Origin of the sequence: Sphingobacterium thalpophilum, from assembly GCF_038396785.1 — a bacterium.
In the GTDB taxonomy this organism is placed as follows: Bacteria; Bacteroidota; Bacteroidia; order Sphingobacteriales; family Sphingobacteriaceae; genus Sphingobacterium; species Sphingobacterium thalpophilum_A.
Window position 1 is genome coordinate 4234294 of sequence record NZ_CP151087.1, and the last position, 23571, is coordinate 4257864.

Genomic DNA, 23571 nt, shown 5'->3' on the forward strand with positions numbered 1-23571 from the left:
AACTATTAAATATTATGATTTCAAAGATTCTCGACAATCACAAGTTGAGTCTGTTATCATTAGCTTTACTCATTACAAGTACACACAACTCGGCTAATGCTAATGGTCTTACGTTTCCAAACAACAATATTTTGTTGAATGACGCGGTTTATCAACAAAAAGTGAATGGAAAAGTGCAGTCTACAGACGGCCCATTGGCTGGTGCAACCATTAGTGTTAAGGGGAGCGCTAAATCGACATCGGCAGGAGTAGATGGACGGTTTACCATAGATGCTAAAAATGGAGATGTACTAGTCGTCACAAGTGTTGGTTATAAAACACAGGAAGTGACGGTGACAGGACCGGTTGTTAACATCAATCTGGAGTCCAATAGTGAAGCACTTCAGGAAGTTGTTGTCGTTGGGTATGGAACACAACAGAAAAAAGAAAGTTTAACTGGTGCCCTTCAGGCTGTTAAGGGAAACAAATTACGTGATGTCACTACGCCATCGGTTGAGAATATGCTGAATGGTAAGGCTGCCGGTGTATATGTTGCACCAGGGGCTGGTAAACCGGGGTCAAATGGTGGTGTTGTGATTCGTGGTCAGGCAACCCTAAGCGGTACGACGAGTCCGTTGTGGGTTATTGATGGTGTTATCGTCGGCTCAAGCCCAGGTGATATCAATCCAGATGACATTGAATCATTGACTATCCTAAAAGATGCTGCCTCAACATCTATTTATGGTTCTCAGGGTGCAAATGGTGTTGTTGTCGTTACAACAAAAAATCCTTCGGCTTCCAAAACAAGCATTAGCTTTTCTACAAAAATGGGTATCAACCAACTTTCCAATGGACACATGGAAATGATGGACGGGGCTGAACTTTATGACTACTTTGCTTCATTTTCGAATCCCGCTGATATCAAATTCCCACGTTGGAATTCGGACTTGCGCAATAGCAATTTTGATTGGTGGAAGCTGGCAACGAAGACCGGATTTGTCCAAAACCACAATTTATCCATTCAGGGAGGAGATGATAAATTACAGTCTTATTTGTCTTTAGGGTACTACAACGAAGCCGGTGCTGTAAAAGGGTATGATTACGATCGTTATAACTTTAGATTACGTACCAACTATAAGCCTTTTGACTGGTTGACCATCAAGCCATCTATTGCCGGTTCGAGACGTGCGGTAGATGATCGTCAATATGATGTCAATGCCATGTATGGAAACCTACCTTGGGATAGTCCATACGATGCAAATGGAAATTTAGTGCCACACCGTTATAGTGGCTGGGTCAATAATGCAAGCACGAATTACTTGTATGACTTGCAATGGAATCATAGTGCCAATACCAATTATGAATTTATGGGTAACTTAGATTTCGATGTCAAATTAACGGATTGGTTGACCTTCTCTTCTGTCAACAATTATCGCTACAATACGTATTCTGACAGTGGTTATCAAGATCCGCGATCAAACAGTGGTGAAAGTGTAATTGGGCGTGTGACGGATTACCGCATGGAGTTTGCGCGTCGTTATACCAACCAAATCTTGCGTTTCAACAAGACCTGGGATAAACATAGCCTGAATGGATTGGCTGCATACGAATTTAACGACTACTGGACAAAAACTTTAGATGCTTACGGAACGGGTATTGTAAATGGTTTCGAGGTATTGGATGTTGTTGCAAAACCAGAACGTACGAAAGGCGGAATTTCCGAATGGGCAGTACAGTCATTCTTGTCGAATGCAAACTATGCATACGATAATAAATATCTGGCACAGGTATCTTTCCGTCGTGATGGAGCATCCAATTTTGGTACCAATGCAAAATATGGGAACTTTTTTTCAGTTAGTGGTGGTTGGAATATCAATAAGGAAGAGTGGTTCAAGGCTGATTGGGTAGATAATTTAAAACTGAGAGCGGCTTATGGATCGGTAGGTAATAGACCAAGTTCATTATATCCGCAATATAGTCTTTACTCGGTGTCTGCATCATCAAGTTACAATGGTATACCAGGGGCATTAATTAGCCAAATTGGTAATAAAGATCTGACTTGGGAAAAAACCTACACAACTGGTTTTGGGGTTGATGCAGCCTTGTTTAAGAATAGATTGCGATTCAATGTTGATTATTATGACAAGAAGACCGATAATGTACTTTATCAAGTGCCAATCAGCGGTCTGACCGGTGTCACTTCTATCTGGAAAAATATTGGTAAGATGCAAAACCGGGGGATTGAATTGACCATCGGTGGCGATATCGTTCGAAATGACAATGTACATTGGAGTTTGGATGTTAATTTGAGTCACAATGTGAATAAATTGACCGAGCTATTTGAGACAAAAGATGCCAATGGTAAACTTGTTTCAAAACCAATTATCGCAGGGGACGGATCAGGGATAGCTGGATCGGCGCAACGTTTGCTTCAACCTGGTTATCCGGTAGATACCTATTACTTAAAAGAATGGGCTGGTGTCAATGTTGATAATGGTTTGCCAATGTGGTATCGATACGAGACAGATGCCAATGGCAATGAAACAAGGACGACGACGTCGAACTATTCCAATGCAACCTTCCGTAATGTAGGAAAAGGAAATCCGGATCTTTTCGGCGGTTTCAGTACGGCTTTAAGTTATAAGCAGTTTGACCTGAATGCCGTGTTCGGTTTCTCCTTGGGGGGTAAATTATATAATTACTCGCGTCAGGAATTTGATTCGGATGGAACCTATACGGATCGTAACCAGATGAAGTTACAGGATGGTTGGAGCCGTTGGGAAAAACCTGGCGATGTTGCCACTCACCCGATTGCAAGATACGACAACCAAGATAAAGGTAATTCACCTTCAACACGCTTTTTAGAAAGTAACAATTTCTTGAAAATGAGATCGCTGACCTTAGGGTACAACTTTGATTTAAAGAAATATAACATCAAAAATTTACGTGTATTCTTAGCTGGGGAGAATTTGTTTACGATTACAAACTACTCGGGTGTTGATCCGGAGCTTCCATTGACTGAGCCGGATGGCAAAGGTGGGGGTGGTCAAATGATCCGTTCAACGGGCGTTTCGGTGTACCCAATGGTTCGTAAATATATGTTTGGCGCAAGTGTGACATTTTAATTTTAACGTTTAGAAAATCAATCATGAAAAAAATACTAATAGGACTTTTAATAGCTACAGCAGTGTCCTCTTGTGATATAGATCGTCTTCCTTATACTTCAATGGATGAAGAAAATATCGTTAATAATCCGGATGCAATGGTAACAGGTACCTATGCGCAGTTAAAAGCTTGGTCTGATCCGATGCACCGTCTTGGTGAATACGCTGGTGATAATATGATGATCCGCGGGTCGTCGACAGATGCGTTCTACGAATTTATCTCCTATGCGAGAACACCCAATAATTACCGTTTGCAAAATTTTTGGGACTATGGCTATAAGGCTATTGCACAGTCTTCGAACGTAATCAAGATGTTTGCGGAAGGTCAGAGTACAGAAATGGATAATAAACTGGGTGAATGTTATTACATCCGTGGAATGATGTATTTTTACCTTTGCCGTGCATTTGGGAAGCCATATTATCAAAGTCCAGAGACAAACTTGGGTGTTCCAATTGTCAACGGTACACCTGAAGATGTATTCAATGATTTAAACTTGCCCGATCGTTCGTCTGTCAAAGATACATACGCGCAAGCGATCAGTGACCTGAAAAAAGCAGAAGCTTTAATGACACTTGATAAAGGGGCAGCGTATGCGTCTAAGGGTGCAGCGCAGGCAATGCTTTCTCGCATTTATCTATACATGAGCGGGACATATAAGAATCCGAACGCGGAATATGCACGTCTTTCTTTAGAGTATGCCAATAAGGTGATTAATTCAGGTAAATATGTCTTGTTGGCCCGTGAGCAGTTCATGAAATACAATACCTTTAGACCTGAAGATAACAAGGAGACCATCTTTGCCGTGAAACGTGTTGCGTCTGAGTTCTCGGGCGATGATCATTATTATGGTATCGGTGGTATGTATTCCAATATTGGTGGTATGGGCTGGGGTGAGATGTATTCCAGTGCCAAATATATTGATCTTTTGAATGAAACTGGTCGTAATGACTGGCGGCCAGATCATTATAGCATTGTGGACGCACGCGCAGCTTTTATAGAGCCGACTTATTCCAAAGACGATAAAGGCAATTACTCAACTGTTTTTCGATTTATCAAACAGAACTCACCTGCAAAAGTCGGTGACCCTAAAACATTAAGTTATGTGCAAATTCCGGCCATTATTAATGGGAATACAGTAATTGCTCGAGAAGTAAAAAAGGTGGGTGATCAAGAAGTTGTTAAAGAATATACTTTAGCGACAATTAATGCTGGTCAGCAAACTTATTCCATTACCTATGAAGACGGTAATACCTATTCGGGTATGATTGATTACTATATTTCCTTAAACCGTGCTTATCCACAATTCTATATTGTGAAATGCTCACGTGAAGGCGAGGAGTCGCAATTGCACTCACCTGTAATCAGCCGCTTGGGTGAAATTTATTTAAATCGCGCAGAGGCTAATGCAAAATTAGGTAATTATGGTGCTGCGCTAAATGATTTAAATACCATCAGAAATCGTTCTATTGTCAATGGGGGATATACTTCAATTGATGCTACCAATGCAAGTAAACTGATCGACAAAGAACGTCAGTTGGAATTGGCTTACCAGGCTGAACGCAGTTATGATGTGTTTCGTAATGGCTTGCCGTTAAATAGAACTTATCCTGGGCCACAAAAACAATTTGAGGATATTGTACCGACAGATTTTAGAGTGACTTATTTTATTCCACAGGATGCGATCAATTCATATCCGGGCAAATTGACTCAGAATCCAACGTCTAACTAGGCGAATATTGATAATTTAAACCCTATAAATGGCTTTACTTCACGGTAAAGCCATTTTTGTTTTTGTGTCGCGATAATCCCTTTCGAATCCGTATCTTTGTTCCCTTAAGTATATTTTTAGCATAAAAGTGCCATCTGCTGTGATAGTGGATGGATCAAATAAAATAAATATGGCAAATATTGTTGCAATTGTTGGTCGTCCAAATGTTGGTAAATCTACCTTATTCAATCGTCTTACAGAAAGTAGAAAAGCGATTGTTGATGACTTTAGCGGGGTGACGCGCGACCGTCATTATGAAACAGCCGAGTGGATCGGAAAGAAATTTACAGTAATTGATACAGGTGGTTTTGTACATGGTTCGGATGATGTCTTTGAAGAGGCTATTCGTGATCAGGTCTATATCGCTATTGAAGAAGCTTCGGTCGTTATATTCATGGTGGATGTCACCACTGGCATTACCGACTTGGATGACGAAATCGCTGATATTCTGAGAAGAAGTTCTAAGCCCGTGTATGTCGTGGCTAATAAAGTCGATCACGCTAAATTGCACCATGAATCGGCAGAGTTTTATGCTTTTGGTTTAGGTGAGGTTTTTAATATCTCGTCGGCTACAGGATCCGGTACAGGTGAATTGTTGGATGCTGTTGTTTCTCATTTTGAAGTGGAAGAGGAAGAAGAAGAATCTTTACCGAAATATACCATCGTGGGGCGCCCGAATGTGGGTAAATCCTCCTTGACAAATGCCTTGATCGGCAAAGATCGCAATATTGTAACGCCAATGGCCGGGACAACACGTGATTCAATCCGTATACATTACAATCAATATGGACATAACTTTTTATTGATCGATACAGCAGGTCTTCGTCGTAAGTCCAAAGTAAATGAAGATATTGAGTTTTATTCAGTGATGCGTACCATCAAAGCATTGGAAGATTCTGATGTGACAATTTTAATGCTTGACGCACAGGATGGATTAGAAGCGCAGGACGTTAATATTTTCAACTTGGCGGAGAAGAACCGCAAAGGTATCGTAATTGTTGTCAATAAGTGGGATTTGATCGAAAAGGACAACAAAACAATGAAGGCTTTTGAAGATCGCATCAAAGAGAAAATAGCACCATTTACAGATGTGCCTATTATCTTTACTTCCGTAACTGAAAAACAACGTGTTCTTAAGGTGTTGGAAGTTGCCGACAAGGTATATGCCAACAAAACCAAAAAGATCCCTACTTCCAAATTGAATGAAGTGATGTTGGATATTATCGAGAATTATCCACCGCCATCCTTAAAGGGTAAATATATCAAAATTAAATATGCAACACAGTTGCCTGGACGGACGCCGATGTTTGCATTCTTCTGTAATCTGCCACAATACATCAAAGATCCGTACAAACGTTTTATTGAAAACAAATTGCGTGAGAACTTTGACTTTACAGGTGTGCCAATTCAAATATATTTCAGACAAAAATAGATTTCCAAGCAGCGATTAAACATGGACCATAATCTCTATTTATACAATACGCTTTCGCGAACAAAAGAAAAATTCGAACCTATTCATCCCAATCTTGTTGGTATGTATGTATGTGGGCCCACAGTGTACAGTGATGTGCATTTGGGGAACTGTCGGACGTTTGTGTCTTTTGATTTGATTTTTAGATACCTGCGTCACCTTGGTTATAAAGTGCGTTATGTGCGCAATATTACCGATGCGGGGCACTTGGAAGGCGATCGTGATGAAGGGGATGATAAATTTGCAAAAAAAGCAAAATTGGAACAATTGGAACCGATGGAAATTGTTCAAAAGTATACGATAGGTTTTCATGACGTATTGCGTCTTTTCAATACGTTGCCGCCCAGTATTGAGCCTACTGCGACAGGACATATTTCCGAGCAGATTGAAATGATCGAACAGATTATGGAGAATGGCTATGCCTATGAGCGCAACGGTACAGTCTATTTTGATGTTGAAAAATACGTTGAAACATACGATTATACGATATTGACCAATCGTAAATTGGAGGATATGCTCAATAATACCCGTGAATTGAGCGGTCAGGATGAGAAAAAGGGACGTTTGGATTTTGCCTTATGGATCAAAGCAAAACCTGAAACGATTATGCGTTGGCCTGCACCTTGGAGTGTTGGCTTCCCAGGTTGGCATATTGAATGTTCGGCCATGAGCAGAAAGTACTTAGGTGATCAGTTTGATATTCATGGCGGTGGAATGGATTTGGCAGCTACACATCATACCAATGAAATTGCACAATCAGAAGCATGTAACCATACGAGCCCTGCCAAATATTGGATGCACACGAATATGTTGACTGTAAATGGTGCGCGTATGTCCAAATCTGCCGGAAATGGATTTTTACCGGGCGAACTATTTACTGGAAATCATCCCTTATTGAATAGAGGTTATTCGCCGATGGCCGTACGATTCTTTATGTTGCAGGCACATTATAGAAGTACGCTGGATTTCTCCAATGAGGCTTTGGATGCGGCCGACAAAGGGTATAAAAGACTTATGACTGCGATCAGTCTTTTAGACAAATTGAAGGTGTCGAAAGGTGCTGATTCATTCAATTTAGCTGAAATCCGCCGCAAGTGTTACGCAGCTATGGATGACGATTTTAATAGTCCTGTACTCATTGCCGAATTGTTTGAAATAGTACGTATCATCAACTCGATTTATGATGGTAAAGCGAAAGTAACAGCTGAGGGATTGGAAGGTCTTCAAGTATTCATGAAAGAATTTGTTGAGGATATCCTAGGGCTTAGAAACGATCAGACTTCAGCATCCGATGATATCGATGACGTCATGAATCTGGTCATTAAACTACGTAATGAAGCCAAAGCAAATAAAGACTTCGTCACCTCTGACCGTATTCGTGATGAGCTTAATTCTATTGGAATTCAATTGAAAGATAGCAAAGAAGGAACACTTTGGAATAAGATTTGATAGATAAGAAATCGAATTTATAAAAGAGGAATAAAATGGAATATTCCTATTGGGAATACACATTGTTGTGGAAACCAATGGATATTCCATGTAACCTTTAAAAGAAAGATCAATTTGCATATGAATTTTTGGAATAGGCTATCCGTCGTTGCATTGATGAGTGTTGCTGGTACAACACTATATGCGCAGATACCCGAGAAAGTAGGAAGCCTATTGCAGGCCGATAAGGATGCTGCTGCGCTGGCTAAAGCCACTACGCCGCATCAAGCGTTTCTTTCGATCATTGATAAGGAATCTACGTTTTACGTCCCATCGGCAGTAAATGCTTATAACTATCTTAATAATAGACCAAATATTCCCGATGTTTTAAATTGGCAACCTACGTTTGCGTTGATTGCTAAAAGTCAGGAGTTTGGTGTGACTTCGGGGTCGATGGACTTTCAGAAAGTAGGTGCAAGATTGCGTCATGGAGAATACTTGACTGTCTGGAAACGCAACAAAAAGGGTAAGTGGCTGGTCGATATTCGGGCCGAAGTTGAAAACAACGGGAAGGATGGGGAATTTGATCTTGAATATATCGAACCTACCGATTCGTGGTATCTGAAGCATCGCTCTAAAGTGCGATTAAATCAGCGTGAAGATATTGTCCTGGAAACAGACAAATTGATGTCAACAGTTCTGAAGGCCGATAACCCAACCGCATATAAGGAGTTTTTAAGCGAGGATGTCCGCTTTTTGTTCCCTTGGACCAGTCCGATGGAGGGAAAGGCCACAATGATGGCTTACCTCAAAAAACAACGGATGACGATAGAAACAGTCCCGGAAGAAGTAAAACGTTCGTATAGTGGCGATTTTGCCTATACAAAAGGAACTGCAACGGTACGACAAAAGGATAAGGTGGTGAAGTATAATTATATTCGTATCTGGCAACTGAGCGAATTGGCGAAGGATGATGTGAAGAAAGCGAACTGGAATATTCTGATCGAGATGATGTTTGAGAAATAGCATGACGATTGCCAAATAAAAAAAGGGCTTGAATATATACTATTCAAGCCCTTTTTTATAGGATAAGTGTTGTACACTTATTGTTTTTTCCATTTTTTCAATTCATCGCATGAACCAAACTCGTCACTGATATTGATAAATGTTGTTTTCGATTTATCATCGAACCATTTACTTAGATTGCGATTGATTTTATCTTGTCTGGCAGCCTCTTTGATTTTGGTGAAATCCTCGTCCAAATTTGCTTTGTGCGGCGGAATACGTGTTTTCAAGTAATTGAAACGGTAGCCAACATCGCCCATTTTGTCTGTAAATTGCTCTGGTTTGGAGTATTCTCCTGGTTTTAGGGGATCGATTGCTGTAAATACTGATTTTTCCAAGCCATCCATAGGAATTACGGTTGTGCGGCTTGAGCCTTCTTGATTTAGGATCATACCCCCATTGAATTTGCTTTCTTCTGCGTCCGAATAATTTGTAGCAGCGTGATAGAAATCCATTTTTTTGTCAACAACCAGTTTATAGATACTGTCCAATTTATTTTTGGTTCTTTCCAACGCAGCAGTACCAGGATTGATCTTCATCAGGATATGGCGTGTATGCACCTCTTCGCCCCGTCGTTCGAGTACCTGAATAATATGAAAGCCAAATTTGGATTCTACAATTGGAGAAATTTCTCCCGGTTTTAATTTAAAAGCCATCGCGGAGAATTCCTTTACGTAGTTGTCACGTGTGCCGAAACCTAAATCACCACCATAAGGGGCAGATCCGGGATCTTGCGAGTATATACGAGCCATTGTACCAAAGTCCGAGCCATCTACAATCTGCTTGCGGATACCTTCAATCTTATCTCGCTGCTCTTTTTTTTCTGCATCTGTCAATTTGGGCATCATCACAATCTCACCGATTTCTACCTCGGTATTGAAGTAAGGCAGACTGTCTTTATTCAAGCCTTCAAAATAACGCTTTACTTCCAATGGTGTTACGTCTACTTTTTGAACAATGTTTTGCTGCATTTTGTTAGCTTTCAATTGCTCAAAAACACTTGAACGCATTTCTTCTTTGTATTGCAATAAAGAGCGGTTGAGGAATTTTTCAAGACGTTCTTGCCCTCCTGCCTGTTGTGACATATGACGTAGGCGGGAGTTAAGGTTATCGTCAACTTCGGTTTCCGTTACATCTATAGAGTCAATTACTGCCTGTTGGGAAAGCAGTTTCTGAATGATTAACTGCTCAAGTACGCCGCATTTAAAATTTTCATTAGGTTTATTCCCTTGCGCTAACCATTGAGAATATTGCATATCCACGTCGGACTGTAAGATAATGCCCGATCCAACCGTTGCTACAACGCGATCAATAACTTGACGTTGCGCAAGACTGGCCTGAATTGATGCAAACAGCAATAAAAACAATATATAAATGTTTTTTTTCATCCGTATAAATTATTTATGATATTTATGAGTGATCTTCATTTGTATAAATGAACTCGTTTCACTCGGTTATTTGTTCATCATTTATTTTTTTGTCACAAGCATTCACGCTACCTTCGGCGGTATGTGTAGTAATTGTGTTCAATATATACTTTTTTGAACAACAGCACAAAATTATCAGATTATATGAATTATTCGTACTTTTATTTAACAATATTTTTGTATTCCCAATATTTTAAATGGGTGATTTTAGAATTGTTAAAATTGATGTGCTAAAATACGCATTTGCCTATTAGAAAGGACGGTTTTAACCAAATTTAACAAGTCTATTGACGATCTTTACACCTGTAAAATGGAGGGGTTTTAGATCCTCACACGGAGGAATGAATGGGGGGATTTAATTGGGGTTCCGTATAATTTAGCAACAAACTTGATGTAACGGTCTCATTCAACAAATGAGTAGCTACATCTATAAAATAATTTCAATGAAAAAAGCATTTATTTATTTGATGACAATTTTACCTCTTGCTAGTTTTGCGCAACAGATTCCCATGTTTGTGGGCACATATACGAGCAAAACCGCGAGCAAGGGCATCTATATTTATAATTTTGATGTTAAAACTGGTGAAACAACCTTGTCGAGCACGCAAGAAAGTAAAGATCCATCCTTTTTAGCGCGAAATAATAACTTTATTTATGCCGTTAATGAGGTTCCAAATCAAGAGGGGACTGTTTCTGCCTATTCTTTTAAGGACGGCCATTTAACTTTTCTAAACTCACTTCCTTCCGGAGGGGAGTCGCCTTGTTTTGTTGAAGTACATCCTAAGGGTAGCTTGCTCGCTGTAGCAAATTATACAGGCGGCTCTGCAGCGCTGTTTGATTTAGAAAGTAATGGTGTTTTGAGCAAAAGAGCACGCTTAATACAACATGAGGGCAAGGGGGTGGATCCCGTACGCCAAGAAAAGCCACACGTACATTCTACTTTTTTCTCCAATAAAGGGGATAAGTTGTACGTCCAGGATCTTGGTTTGGATGAGATTTCTATTTATCCGGTGAATAAAACGGGAAATGCCTATAGTCTTGCAGATGAATCAGAAGATATCTTTACACCGGCAGGGGGGGGACCACGTCATATCGTGTTTGATAAGAAAGAGAAATTCCTGTATGTCGTATTGGAAATGACCGGTCAAATTGCATCGTATAAGAAAGATGGCGATGCATGGATGTATCAAAGTACTTTTGATATTAACCCCGAAGGCTTTAAAGGAAGTAACGGCGGTGCTGATATGAAGATCTCTGCTGATGGAAAATTCCTGTATGCGACCAACCGTGGCGATGCCAATACGATAGCTACTTTTTCGGTAGAAAAGGATGGAGAATTGAAGAAAATAGCGAATCTTTCAGTAAAAGGTAAAGGTCCGCGTAATTTCAACCTTTCTCCGGATGGGAAATATCTTTTGGTCGCCAATCAATATACCAACAACATTGTTTTGTTTAGCCGGGATGCTAAAACGGGTTTGTTGACAGATACTGGAAAAGAAATTGCTGTACCAGCACCAGTTTGCATTATCTTCTAATCCAGAAAAGAAGTTCGAATAAGAAAAGAAGATTTTTAGGAAAAACCGTATGCGTTTTTTCTTAAAAATCTTCTTTTCTACAATCTAATTTACCTTCCTTTTCAAGGTCATTTAAGGTGGTTCCCTTCCATGTTTTTACCCGCTGTATATAGGCAGCCCTGCCAATCATGTGTGCTGCAACCGGAGCCGTTAGGATCAGAAAAAATCCAATAGCTATAGCCTTGGTCGTTACGGATACATCCGGGAATGTCATTGCCGCACAGATAAGTAAAAGTCCCACACCCAGCGTTGCCGCCTTTACCGTAACCGAAAGACGCAAATAAAAATCGGGCATCCGCAAGATGCCAATAGACGCAAATAGTATGGCCAAGGCCCCGATGGTACTGAGAATGGCTAAAGTAATATCAATCATCTTTGCTTTGTTTTTCTAAATAAAATGAAAATGCGATCGTACCAAGAAATGCGATAAGCGCCAAGATCATGGCAATGTCTAAAAACACTTCCTGCGAAGTTCGTATACTATAAACGGTAATAATGCCAATTCCGATGGTGATAATGAGATCTAGGGCAATAACACGATCAAATATCTGGGGTCCTTTATACAGACGAATAAAAGCCAGTATGACTGAGATAGTCAAGATCGGAAGGATCACATAATCAAAATAGCTATTTAAAGTCATCTTAAGAGTTCTAAAAGTCTTCGTTCAACATTATTTTTAAGGGTAGAAACAAACTGTTCCTTGCTTTTCATGTACATGACGTGAATAAAGAGCGTTTTTTTATCTTCACTTACGTCGAGGATGAGTGTGCCGGGTGTCAACGAGATAAAGGTTGAAAGCAGGTTAATTTCCAAATCGGTTTTTGCATCCATGGGATACTTGACAATCGCAGGTTTGATAAAAAACTTGGGGGTTATCACGTCGTAGGCAACCTGCACATTGGCAACAATCATTTCCCACAGGAAAAAAAGAATAAAACTCAATGTTTTGGGGACCCGATAAAAGTAGCGTTGGTCCACCTCATTCCTGTTCATAAGCCAGAGGATACCAAATCCCAACATAAAGCCGAAAAGGAAGTTGGTGTAATACATCGATCCCGTCAATGCGACCCAGATAAAGGATAGCATGAGGTTCATTAAAAACTGTTTGATCATATCATTTCTGCCCTCCTAATACAGCGTTTATGTAAGGTGATGTGTCCAATAATTGTGTAGCGATCTGATCCGCGACATGGATAATCGCTTCGGCGTTGAGTCCGATATACAGGGATGCAGATGCCAAAATAACAACAGGCAGTATGAGCATTGTTCTTTTATAGCCGATCATACCCGCAAATTTGTCCTCAATGATTTCCGGATCAGGTGCATCTTTCCAGAATACCTGCGCCCACATTTTGGCGATGACAAACAAGGTGATAAAGCTGCCAATAATCAGGGCTCCCGCGAAAGCATACTTCTCTAAGTGGAAGGCATCTTTGAATAGATAGATTTTAGGCCAGAATCCCGAGAGAGGCGGGATGCCCACCAGTGAAAAAAGAACAATGGCAAAAAGTAATGAAATCTTTGGGTATTGGGCATAAAGTCCGCCCAGTTTAGTCATATCCATGGTGCCGCGGAGTTGCCGTATAACACCGGCTATGAGGAATAAATTCGTTTTGACCATGATATCATGGATCAGATAGAATACTGCCCCCAATAAAGCCCATTTGCTATATAAGCCCAGTCCGCCAATCATAAAACCAATATGACAAACGATCAAATAGGAAAACAACCTCCGGATATTGGTTTTGATCAATGCACCAAAAGCGCCCGTCAGAATTGTCAATATGGCCAGTACGATAAGGAGTTCCTTGGTAAAATGATTGGGAATAAATAGTAAGGAAAATACCCGGAACAAGGCGTAAATCCCAACCTTGGTCAATAAGCCTCCAAATGTCGCTGCTACGGCCGAAGGTGGCGTATGGTAAGAGGACGGTAACCAGAAATAGAGTGGAAATACAGCGGATTTAATGCCAAAACCGATCAGGAAAAATGTTGCTGTAATTTCTACTAAAGCCTGATTTTGTATTTTAGGAATACGCAGGGCCAGGTCGGCCATGTTTAACGAGCCTGAAATGCCATAAAGTATACCTATTCCTGTTAAGAAAAATGTGGAAGCCAGGATATTCATGGCCATATATTTTACGGCACCTTCCAATTGGGATTTTCTGCCCCCCAAAGTCATCAGCACAAAAGAGGAAATAATAATAACTTCAAACCATACATACAGATTGAAGATGTCACCGGTTAGAAAAGCCCCATTGAGCCCCATCATCAAAAAGTGAAAGATCGGGAAATAACCATAGAGTATGCGCTGGCGCCCCACACCGACACAGGAAAAGATAGAGACCGCCAGACCTGCGATAGAAGTCAGGAGAACAAGGGTACTGCTGAATAGATCGGCAACAAAAACGATCCCAAAAGGAGCTTTCCAATTGGCTGCATTCATGGTCAGAATACCATCATCATAAACCTTGAAGAATAGTTTAAAGGCAAGAATGAGTGCGAGCAAGCTTCCGCCAACACTCAGAAAACGTTGTGCAGTGGATTTGCGCCACAACATCAGTTGGACAATAGCAATAAATAAATGCACGATGATCGTGGCAATAATGTGGTTGTCTATCATATATCTTCTTCCTCAGGCGTGTTCAAATCATCCAGATCATCTGTCCCCAGCAATGCATATACACGCTTGAGTAAAACGATGGCAAAGGAGGTTAGGCCAAAGCTGATCACGATGGCCGTTAAAATAAGTGCTTGCGGAATCGGGTCCGCATAAATATCGGTGAATACCTTCAGATCGGGTCCAATGATGGGTGGTTTACCTTTAATAATGTTTCCCAATAAGAAGATCAATATATTGGTACCATTGCCCAGTAACATAATCCCCAGCAACAATTTCACCATGCTTCGACGCAAGATGAGGTATATTCCGGCAGCATAAAGGATGCCGATCAATAACACGAGTATCAGTTCCATTATTCTTCTTCTTCAGTAGTTAAAGCAATTGTAAATAAAATTGTCAGGACGACACCGATGACAACAAAGTATACACCAAGGTCAAAAAATAAGGCGGTTCCTATCATCCCGATAACGGGAATTTTCTCTTCCAGCCAAAGCCCAGTCATGACAGGGTAGCCAAAAAATGCAGGTAAGAACATGCTTATGGCCGAAATCCCCAATCCTATGGGAATAAGTGACAAGGGTTTGTACTGAATCAGTTTCATGGTATTTTGAGGGCCAAAGGCAAAACTATGCAGCACAAAGGCAATCGAAGCAACCAAGCCGCCAACGAAACCTCCGCCAGGGTAATAATGCCCCCTGAGTAGAAGGAATACCGAGAAAAGTAAAAGTATCGGTAATAAATACCGCGTAGCGGTCTGTAATATTGTACTATTCATTTGTTACTATTTAGCAAGGAGTTATTAGCTCATTTGTGCATAACCTTTATCTATCATTATTCTTTATCAGAGGATTTTAAACGTAATTTTAATAAGCTATATACCCCTAATGCAGCAATACTCAATACTACAATTTCAAACATGGTGTCAAAACCTCTGAAATCGACAAGCAATACATTGACGACATTTTTTCCTTTAGCAAGTACATAAGCATAATCGCCATAGAAATCACTGATATTAGTTGTTGTTGGTTCATGGAGTACACGCAGTGCAACCATGGATAGCAGAATGCCAAAAACGATAGCGACCACGGCGTCGCGAATGATGGTGCGTCGATTGGCTAAATTCAGAAAAGAGGGGAGCTTAAAGAGTACCAATACGAAGAGTACCACCGTGAGTGTATCGATGGTGAATTGCGTCATCGCTAGATCTGGGGCGCTGTAAAATACGAAAATAAGACATATGGCATAACCTACAACACTGGTGGCTACTACGGCTGTTAAACGGGATGAGGTGCGGATGGTAAGCACAATGGCACCGATCAAAATGCAAACTGTGGTGACTTCGTAGAAACTCACTGGCGATAGGGTTTCCCATTTGATATGGAGTGGTCCCCCCAGGTATAACTGGTAGGCGATCAATAATTCGGCAAATAAGATAATTTTCAACAGATACGAACGCAAATAGCCGTTGTGCATTTTGTTGGTGAAGAAAGTAGAGAACAAAACAATTTCCTGCGCACATAATTGAATGATATATTCAGGAGAAATCTTATTGAAATTTGCAATCCAAGCCAATTTTTTCTCGCTGGGCCTGTTTGTGAAATAAAGCAACGTACCAGCGGTAATTGTAATAGCACTTAATAGCAGGATTAAATTAAAGCCATGCCAGATTTTCAGCTGAAATGTTTCGGGTTTTGCGAGTATACTTGTTGCGGTAGGTCCGGCAATCCATTCGCCGACAAGTCCTGGGATGCACCCAAAGACAACTCCTAATATAGCTAAAAGTAGAGGTGGGATCCACATGGCTTTATAGGGTAGGTGGATTGTATTAAATTGCTCGGGTAGCTTACCCATAAAAGGTTTGATACCGGCCATAAATCCAGCAGAAACCAAGAGTATATTTGTTACTACTGCAGCGACGGTCAAATAGAGAAATAAATCGGGTGTGGCATGTAGTGTTGCCTCGTAAATCAGATCCTTTCCAATAAATCCAAATGTAAGTGGAATACCTGCACTGGAAAGTGCCGCTAGGAGACCTGCGATAGCGACAGGCATTAATACCTTGCGTAGCCCCCGCAAGACTGTAAGATCTCGCGTTCCCGTTTCATGGTCTATAATCCCCGTAATCAAGAATAATGCGGCTTTATATAAAGCATGTACGAGTATAAAGACACTTGCAGCGATAATGGCATCCTTGGTACCGAGTCCTAATAAGAAAACCAAAATACCGAGGGCGGATATGGTTGAATAAGCGAGTACTCCCTTGAGGTCTGTTCTGAAAAGCGAATGGAATGCGGCATAAAGCATCGTGAGGCCACCAATGGCCATGAGGGAATACATCCAGATCGGGTTGCCTCCAAGTATCGGTGAAAAACGGGCCAAAAGGTAGATTCCTGCCTTTACCATGGTTGCCGAATGTAAGTAGGCCGACACAGGTGTTGGCGCCTTCATGGCACCGGGTAACCAAAAATGGAAAGGGAATTGTGCTGATTTCGTAATCGCTCCAAGTGCTACGAGGCCAAAGACCAGGGGAAAGAGTGGATGTTGCTGAATGATTGATACTTTGCCGATGAGTGCTGTAATATGGTAAGTGCCGGCAATATTACCCAGCAAAATAAAACCTGCCAGTAGAAAAAAACCACCCAACCCGGTAATGGATAGTGCGGTCAGCGCGCTTTTGCGTGAATCATTTTTGTCATTGTTAAATCCAATGAGAAAAAATGAGCTGATCGAGGTCAGTTCCCAAAAGATAAACAATAGTAACATGTTGTCCGACAGGACAAGCCCCAGCATAGCCGACATAAAAAGGCAGAGGTAGCCAAAGAATCGATCGATATACCGATGACCTTTGAGATAGGCATTCGCATAAAAGAATATACAGGATCCGATCCCAGTAATCAATAAGGCGAAAAGTAGCGACAGTCCATCTAATTTAAAATCCAGATTGATGCCTAAGGAGGGCACCCACGATGTGGATTGTACGAAATAGAAGCCTTGACCAATAGGTACGATATATTGAGCAAAGTATAGAAATAGAAGTACCGGTAAGAATGCGAGAATAAAACCCCATTTGGTTTTTAGGAATCGACCAAATGGAACAATAAGGCTCGATGTTATTAGTCCTGACAGAACAGTAAATAGCATGTAGTCTTTGTTTTAATTTTTAACCTTCTACATTTCATTGTTGCCAATGCTTATATGGCGATGAAGGTTTTTTGAAAGTTTACAATATAGTAAAAAAAAGCGAAAAATGGTGTTTTTTCAGCTGTTTTTCCTATGAATAAATGATAAAAACAGGGATTTTGTTTTGACTTGGGAATAAATTTTTAATGAGAGAATAAGGGCCAAGAGAAGTTAATTTATTGAGAAGTAGAATTTTTTAATGTGTAGTGTCAATAGTTTATGTAATAAATGTGTTAATTTTTGTTTAACAAAAATTAAAAATTATATCTTTACATAAGACTAGTTTATCAACCGCTAGCGATTGTCGCTAATCAATTTTACTATACCCGTTAGAGAGCTATGGGACCCGAAGAGAAGTTATTTAGAACGCATTATAAAAGCTTGTGTCATTTTGCATGGAAATTTGTAGGAGAATCTTCTATTGCAGAGGATTTGGTGCAAGAGGCGTTTATTACATTCTTTAGGGAGCAGCAACGAATCGATGAATCCGAAATCTTTGTACGAAACTATTTATATACTGCCGTGCGATTTTCTTGTCTGAAGCATTTAAGGCATGAAAAAGTAAAAGAAAAGTATTGGACTCGGGTTAAGTTCAATGAGGAAGATGCGCATTCTGTTGAACTTTCGATAATTCATACCGAGGTGATCAATGAAGTCTATCGGATTATTGCCGAAATGCCTACTGCGTGTCAGCAAATTTTTAAGATGGGCTATTTAGAAGGCTTGTCGAATCTTGAAATTACCGAAAAACTTCAGATCAGCGTAAATACCGTTAAAACGCAAAAACAACGAGGCATGAAGATTTTACTGGATAAGCTGCATCCCGAATTTTTACCCCTTGTTATTTTTTTATTAAAATAATTTTAATTTCTTGTCACCCTTGACGAATCTATAGGGTTTCTAACCTGTAGATATGAAAGCTAATCCTAATTACATAGTCAAACTAATTAATAAGTTACTTCGTGGCCAAGAAACAATGGCGGATCGGGATGCTATTGAGCAGTGGCGGAAATCTGACAAAAGTAACGATGATTTGCTGGAAAGTTTTCGGGACGCAAAGAATATTGAGTCAGATCTTAACTTTTTTGCCAATTTGGATGAAGATGGTGCTTGGTGTAATATTCAGCAGACTCCCCGGAAATTAAATAAGAATTATAGGCCCTTTCTTCGTGTGGCTGCCATTCTTGTCGTATTATTAGGAGTATCACTCTTTTATGTATTACAGCAGGATGGGAAAGTGTCCGACAAAGTAGCAGCTACCGCTCCTGTAAAAAAAGATATTTCACCTGCTCAGCCAGGAGCCTTATTGGTCCTAGCTGATGGGACAATAATGCCTTTGGAGAAATCGAACAAAACAGTAGATCAAAAAATAGTTGCCTTAGCGAATAAAGATAATGGCAAGAATATGGATATTCCAGTGAAGGAAGCTCCTCTTCAATTTAATACATTGGTTGTTCCTAAAGGCAATTTTTATAAGCTGACCTTAGAAGATGGGACCCACGTATGGATTAATGCTAACTCCCAACTCAAATTTCCTATAAAATTTAAAGATAATGAGCGTCGTGTCTACTTGGAAGGTGAAGCTTATTTTGAGGTAGCACATGAGGCTGGGCGTCCTTTTTTTGTGGAATCTAAAGGAAACGAAGTGAAGGTATTGGGGACTCATTTCAATATTAATGCTTATGGAACTAATGTTCGTACGACATTGTCTTCGGGAAGAGTGCAAGTAAGTCATTCTGGCAATGTTGTTGTTTTGGAGCCCGGGGAATACGCGAATCTTGTAGGAGAACAGCTTCGGAAAGGAAAAGCAGATTTGGAACACGATCTATCATGGCATAACAATCAGTTTTACTTTAAGAAAGAAACCATTGTTGAAATTGCCTCAACACTTTCTAAATGGTATGACATACAAGTTAAATTTAAAATAGATGTTGCATTAGATAAAGTGTATACTGGCAACTTTAAGCGTGATGTTAAGTTATCGGAAGCTTTGGAAATGCTGACTTACGTCTGTGATTTGAAATTTGAGTTTCAAGGAAAAGAATTAATTGTCGAAAATAAATAAAAAGGAGTGCTTATGTAAGAGAAATAATACCTAACCTTAAGGCCTTACATATAAAATAGAACAGGAATGTTGCAGCATCCCTGTTCTGGAATGATCAAAAGGGCCTAAAAAATTAAAAAGCGAATTAAGTAAACCAAATTAACCACAAAGAGTAAATGTATGAATAACTTACCATTTGGCAAAACGTGGCGACTGATACCTCATGACCCTCGGTTTTGTAAACCTTTACGTATTATGAAAATTAGTACCTGTCTTCTTTTCGCCTTTGTGACCGGAGTTCAAGCCAACGGCATTGCGCAGAAAGTTACATTGAAGATGAAAAATGCACGGATTGAGGAGGCACTCAATGCAATTTCCAAGCAATCCGATCTGCAGCTATTTTATGGGGAAAATATTGATTCTAAAGTCAGGGTCAATGTGAATTTAAAAAATGCTACGGTAGAAGAAGCATTGAATTCTGTTTTGCGTAATAATCATATCGACTATAAGATTATTGCCAATACGATCTCAGTGAATGGTGATGCAGATAATCGTTCTACCATAAATACTTTGCAACAGGTTGTTTCCGGAACTATTAAGGATCAAAACGGGAAAAGTTTGAGCGGAGTCACTGTGTCAGTTAAGGGGACTTCCATATCAACTCAAACAGATGAATCTGGGCATTTCAAGATTAATGCTTCAGCCAATGCTGTTTTGATTGTACGATTTATTGGCTATTCACAGAAAGAAGTAGCGGTGGGTGGACGTAGTAGTATTGCTATTGAATTGGAATCCGATGAAAGACAGCTGGATGTAGTGGATGTTGTTTCTACCGGTTATCAAAATTTAAATAGAAAGCTATTTACTGGTGCCGCGACCACAATAAAAGGATCAGATATCAAACAGGACGGTATTACTGATGTAAGTAGGATGTTGGAAGGACGAGTAGCGGGGGTATCTGTACAAAATGTATCTGGAACTTTTGGTGCAGCACCTAAAATACGTGTCCGTGGAGCAACTTCAATTACAGGCGATAATAAGCCGCTATGGGTTGTCGATGGCGTTATTTTGGAAGATGTTGTAAATATCTCGAATGAACAGTTATCTTCTGGTGATGTCAATACACTGATTGGTTCTTCTGTGGCTGGAATCAATGCGGATGACATTGAAAGTTTCAATATCTTGAAAGATGCTGCCGCAACAGCACAATATGGTGCCAGGGCGATGAACGGGGTAGTCGTAATTACGACAAAAAAAGGAAGAATAGGAAAACCGTTAATATCGTATACAGGTAATTTCTCAACGTTTTTGAAACCGACATATAACGATTATAATATCATGAATTCTTCGGATCAAATGTCGGTTTATTCGGAGCTTGCACGTAAAGGCTGGCTTAATCATTTTAATGCATCAAGAGCTGAGAACGGTGGCGTTTATACCAAAATGTATCATTTGATCAATTCATATAATGAAAGTAATGGGAAATTTGGACTCGAAAATACTCCTGAAGCTCGAAACAAATTTTTAAGTAGATACGCGCTTGCTAATACGGATTGGTTTGATGTCTTGTTCAAAAACTCATTTATGCAAGAGCATGGTTTAAGCGTTTCATCAGGTACTGATAAATCTCAGTTGTATATGTCTACAAGTTATTTAAACGATAATGGATGGGCTGTCGGAAATAAAGTACAACGCTATACGACAAATATCAATGCTTTATTTAACCTTTCGGAAAAATTAACACTCAATTTTATTACTACGGGTTCCATTCGTAATCAAAAAGCTCCCGGCACTGTAGGAAGAGTTAGTAATCCTGTTGAAGGAAAATATTCTAGAGATTTTGATATTAACCCTTTTAGCTATGCCCTCAATACGAGCCGAACAATGACCGCTTATGATGAAAATGGGAATAGAGAAAGCTTTACGAGAAACTTTGCTGACTTTAATATTTTACACGAATTGGATAACAATAGTTTGGACCTGAGTATGTTGGATTTGAAAATTCAAGGTGGGGCAAATTATAAGTTTTCCAAGCACTTTAAATATGATGTGTTAGCTTCAATGCGCTACGTAAAAAGTGGTAATGAACATAAAGTAAGGGAAAGTTCCAATATGGCAAATGCGTATAGAGCAGACTACGATTCCTATGTTCAAGATAATAATCGCTTCCTATACAGAGACCCCGCCCATCCTGAATTACAACCCGTAGTTGTACTTCCCTATGGAGGATTTTATAATACAAATGATGATTTCTTAAAATCATATATGGTTAGAAACTCATTTGAGTATGATAATACTTTTAATGAAAAACATCTTGTAAATATTTATGCATTTCAAGAGTTACGTATAGCTGATCGTCAAGCTAGGAGTATGATTGGTTACGGGTATCAATATGATAAAGGGGGGGTACCATTTATCGATCCGAATATTATAAAACAGGCGACATTAAACAACCTGAATTATTATTCAATGGGACATAAGTATGACCGCTTTTCGGCATTCATGACGCGGGCTGCATATTCTTATGATGGAAAATATTCTATCAACTTTACTGGTCGTTATGATGGATCGAACCAGTTAGGAAGTTCAAAGACAGCACGATGGTTACCTACATGGAATATTTCGGGAGCATGGAATGTTGATGAAGAAGCATTCATGCAAAATCAGGATATCTTAAATAAATTAACAATTCGTGGTACCTACGGGTTAACAGCTAGTCTTGGTAATGCAACCAATTCAGCCTTAGTACTCCGAAATGGAAGTGCCTTAAGACCTTATTTAGATGAAATAGAATCTGTAATGAATATACAGTATATCGAAAATAAGGATCTAACTTGGGAAAAACAATACGAAACCAACCTCGGTTTCGATATGAGTTTCTTTAAAAGTAAATTGAACCTGACTGTTGATCTATATAATCGAAATGGTTTTGATTTGATTAGTCCCTTGCGTACTTCCGGTATAGGGGGGCAATATCTGATTACGGCCAATTATGCTGACATGAATTCTAAAGGTATTGAGGTGACATTGAGTGGACCAATTATCAAGAATGATTCGTTCAGCTGGAGAAGTAATTTCAATTTTGGCTACAATAAAAACAAGGTGACGAAGTTAACGAGCCCGCAGTCTATTTTTAATCTGGTGACTGCTGATGGTGGACCACAAGAAGGCTATCCATATCGTGGATTATATTCTATAGAATTTACTGGATTAAATCACGATACAGGTATTCCTGAATTTATAAATGAAAAAGGAGAAAAAGGTATCGATGTTTATATGCAGAGTCTCGAAACGAAGCACCTGAAATACGAAGGGCCTACCGATCCTAAATTAACAGGAGGTTTTTATAATTCACTAAGTTATAAAGGCTTTACATTAAATGCATTATTTACATTTTCAGCGGGAAATAAAATTAGGTTAAATCCGTCATTCGCTACATCCTATTCTGATTTAGATGCGATGCCAAATGAATTTAAGGATCGATGGACAATGCCTGGAGACGAAACCATAACAAATATTCCATCGATTTTAGATGTTGAGGCTGCCAATACGATTAGCGGACAGTACCCTTACAATACCTACAATTATTCTACCGTGAGAGTTGCTGATGGAGGTTTCGTTAGGTTAAAGCAATTGGCATTAGCGTACACACTACCATCCAATTTTCTCAAATCTATCAAAGCAAATCACGCTTCGATTGGTATAACTGCGAATAACTTCTGGTTGATTTATTCGGATAAAAAACTAAAAGGCCAAGACCCGGAGTTTTTTGCATCAGGAGGAGTTGCCCTACCAATACCTAAGCAGTATACTTTGTCTTTAAAAGTTGGATTTTAATAAATAATG

General features: G+C 39.7%; 17 protein-coding genes. 9 read left to right on the forward strand and 8 right to left on the reverse strand.

The window, feature by feature from the left end; all coding sequences use genetic code 11:
- The first annotated feature begins 14 nt into the window (after nt 1-14).
- From AACH28_RS18650 to AACH28_RS18670, 5 genes are all read left to right on the forward strand, one after another.
- Nucleotides 15-3104 (forward strand): TonB-dependent receptor, encoded by a 3090-nt coding sequence (locus AACH28_RS18650; RefSeq protein ID WP_341831211.1) that lies wholly within the window; start codon nt 15-17, stop codon nt 3102-3104.
- Nucleotides 3105-3127: 23 nt separating this feature from the next.
- Nucleotides 3128-4873 carry a RagB/SusD family nutrient uptake outer membrane protein gene (locus AACH28_RS18655; RefSeq protein ID WP_341831212.1) on the forward strand — a complete coding sequence of 582 codons (1746 nt, stop codon included), beginning with the start codon at nt 3128-3130 and terminating at the stop codon, nt 4871-4873.
- A 169-nt stretch (nt 4874-5042) separates the two neighbouring features.
- On the forward strand, nt 5043-6344 hold the full coding sequence (der, locus tag AACH28_RS18660) for a ribosome biogenesis GTPase Der (protein WP_070569188.1): 1302 nt from the start codon (nt 5043-5045) through the stop codon (nt 6342-6344).
- A gap of 21 nt (nt 6345-6365) precedes the next feature.
- Nucleotides 6366-7832, forward strand: a complete 1467-nt coding sequence (cysS, locus tag AACH28_RS18665) for a cysteine--tRNA ligase (RefSeq protein WP_075994298.1) — start codon at nt 6366-6368, stop codon at nt 7830-7832.
- Between the two features lie 120 nt (nt 7833-7952).
- Complete coding sequence (locus tag AACH28_RS18670) at nt 7953-8837, forward strand: DUF4440 domain-containing protein (RefSeq protein ID WP_341831213.1); 885 nt, start codon at nt 7953-7955, stop codon at nt 8835-8837.
- A 77-nt stretch (nt 8838-8914) separates the two neighbouring features.
- Here the strand turns inward: AACH28_RS18670 and AACH28_RS18675 are convergent, their stop codons facing one another.
- Complete coding sequence (locus tag AACH28_RS18675) at nt 8915-10264, reverse strand: peptidylprolyl isomerase (protein ID WP_075994297.1); 1350 nt, start codon at nt 10262-10264, stop codon at nt 8915-8917.
- Nucleotides 10265-10746: 482 nt separating this feature from the next.
- On the opposite strand from AACH28_RS18675, the gene AACH28_RS18680 reads away from it, so the two are divergent.
- Nucleotides 10747-11838 (forward strand): lactonase family protein, encoded by a 1092-nt coding sequence (locus AACH28_RS18680; protein ID WP_075994296.1) that lies wholly within the window; start codon nt 10747-10749, stop codon nt 11836-11838.
- 61 nt (nt 11839-11899) lie between these two features.
- Here AACH28_RS18680 and mnhG read toward each other — a convergent pair whose 3' ends face one another.
- From mnhG to AACH28_RS18715, 7 genes are read right to left on the reverse strand one after another with little or no spacing between them, the layout of a single operon-like run.
- A complete protein-coding gene (gene mnhG / locus AACH28_RS18685) occupies nt 11900-12250 on the reverse strand; it encodes a monovalent cation/H(+) antiporter subunit G (RefSeq protein ID WP_046671613.1) in 351 nt (116 codons plus the stop codon).
- Nucleotides 12243-12518, reverse strand: coding sequence for a monovalent cation/H+ antiporter complex subunit F (locus AACH28_RS18690; RefSeq protein WP_046671612.1), 276 nt, complete (start codon nt 12516-12518; stop codon nt 12243-12245). Before AACH28_RS18690 ends, mnhG begins: the two co-directional genes overlap by 8 nt.
- Nucleotides 12515-12991, reverse strand: a complete 477-nt coding sequence (locus AACH28_RS18695) for a Na+/H+ antiporter subunit E (protein ID WP_046671611.1) — start codon at nt 12989-12991, stop codon at nt 12515-12517. The genes AACH28_RS18690 and AACH28_RS18695 overlap by 4 nt, the downstream gene beginning before the upstream one ends.
- Nucleotide 12992: 1 nt before the next feature.
- Nucleotides 12993-14501, reverse strand: coding sequence for a proton-conducting transporter membrane subunit (locus AACH28_RS18700; protein ID WP_075994295.1), 1509 nt, complete (start codon nt 14499-14501; stop codon nt 12993-12995).
- Nucleotides 14498-14854 carry a Na+/H+ antiporter subunit C gene (locus tag AACH28_RS18705; protein WP_046671609.1) on the reverse strand — a complete coding sequence of 119 codons (357 nt, stop codon included), beginning with the start codon at nt 14852-14854 and terminating at the stop codon, nt 14498-14500. Before AACH28_RS18705 ends, AACH28_RS18700 begins: the two co-directional genes overlap by 4 nt.
- Complete coding sequence (locus tag AACH28_RS18710; protein ID WP_046671608.1) at nt 14854-15276, reverse strand: Na+/H+ antiporter subunit B; 423 nt, start codon at nt 15274-15276, stop codon at nt 14854-14856. The genes AACH28_RS18705 and AACH28_RS18710 overlap by 1 nt, the downstream gene beginning before the upstream one ends.
- Before the next feature lie 56 nt (nt 15277-15332).
- A complete protein-coding gene (locus AACH28_RS18715; protein WP_341831214.1) occupies nt 15333-17642 on the reverse strand; it encodes a putative monovalent cation/H+ antiporter subunit A in 2310 nt (769 codons plus the stop codon).
- A gap of 378 nt (nt 17643-18020) precedes the next feature.
- Here AACH28_RS18715 and AACH28_RS18720 point away from each other — a divergent pair, with 378 nt between their 5' ends.
- The 3 genes from AACH28_RS18720 (at nt 18021) to AACH28_RS18730 (ending at nt 23562) form a co-directional block, all read left to right on the forward strand.
- Nucleotides 18021-18542, forward strand: a complete 522-nt coding sequence (locus AACH28_RS18720) for an RNA polymerase sigma-70 factor (protein ID WP_333625715.1) — start codon at nt 18021-18023, stop codon at nt 18540-18542.
- Between the two features lie 52 nt (nt 18543-18594).
- Nucleotides 18595-19746: a FecR domain-containing protein gene (locus AACH28_RS18725; RefSeq protein ID WP_341831215.1), complete on the forward strand. Its 1152-nt coding sequence runs from the start codon at nt 18595-18597 to the stop codon at nt 19744-19746.
- 234 nt (nt 19747-19980) lie between these two features.
- Entirely contained in the window at nt 19981-23562 is a 3582-nt protein-coding gene (locus AACH28_RS18730) for a SusC/RagA family TonB-linked outer membrane protein (RefSeq protein WP_341831216.1), read from the forward strand.
- The last annotated feature ends 9 nt before the right edge of the window (nt 23563-23571 follow it).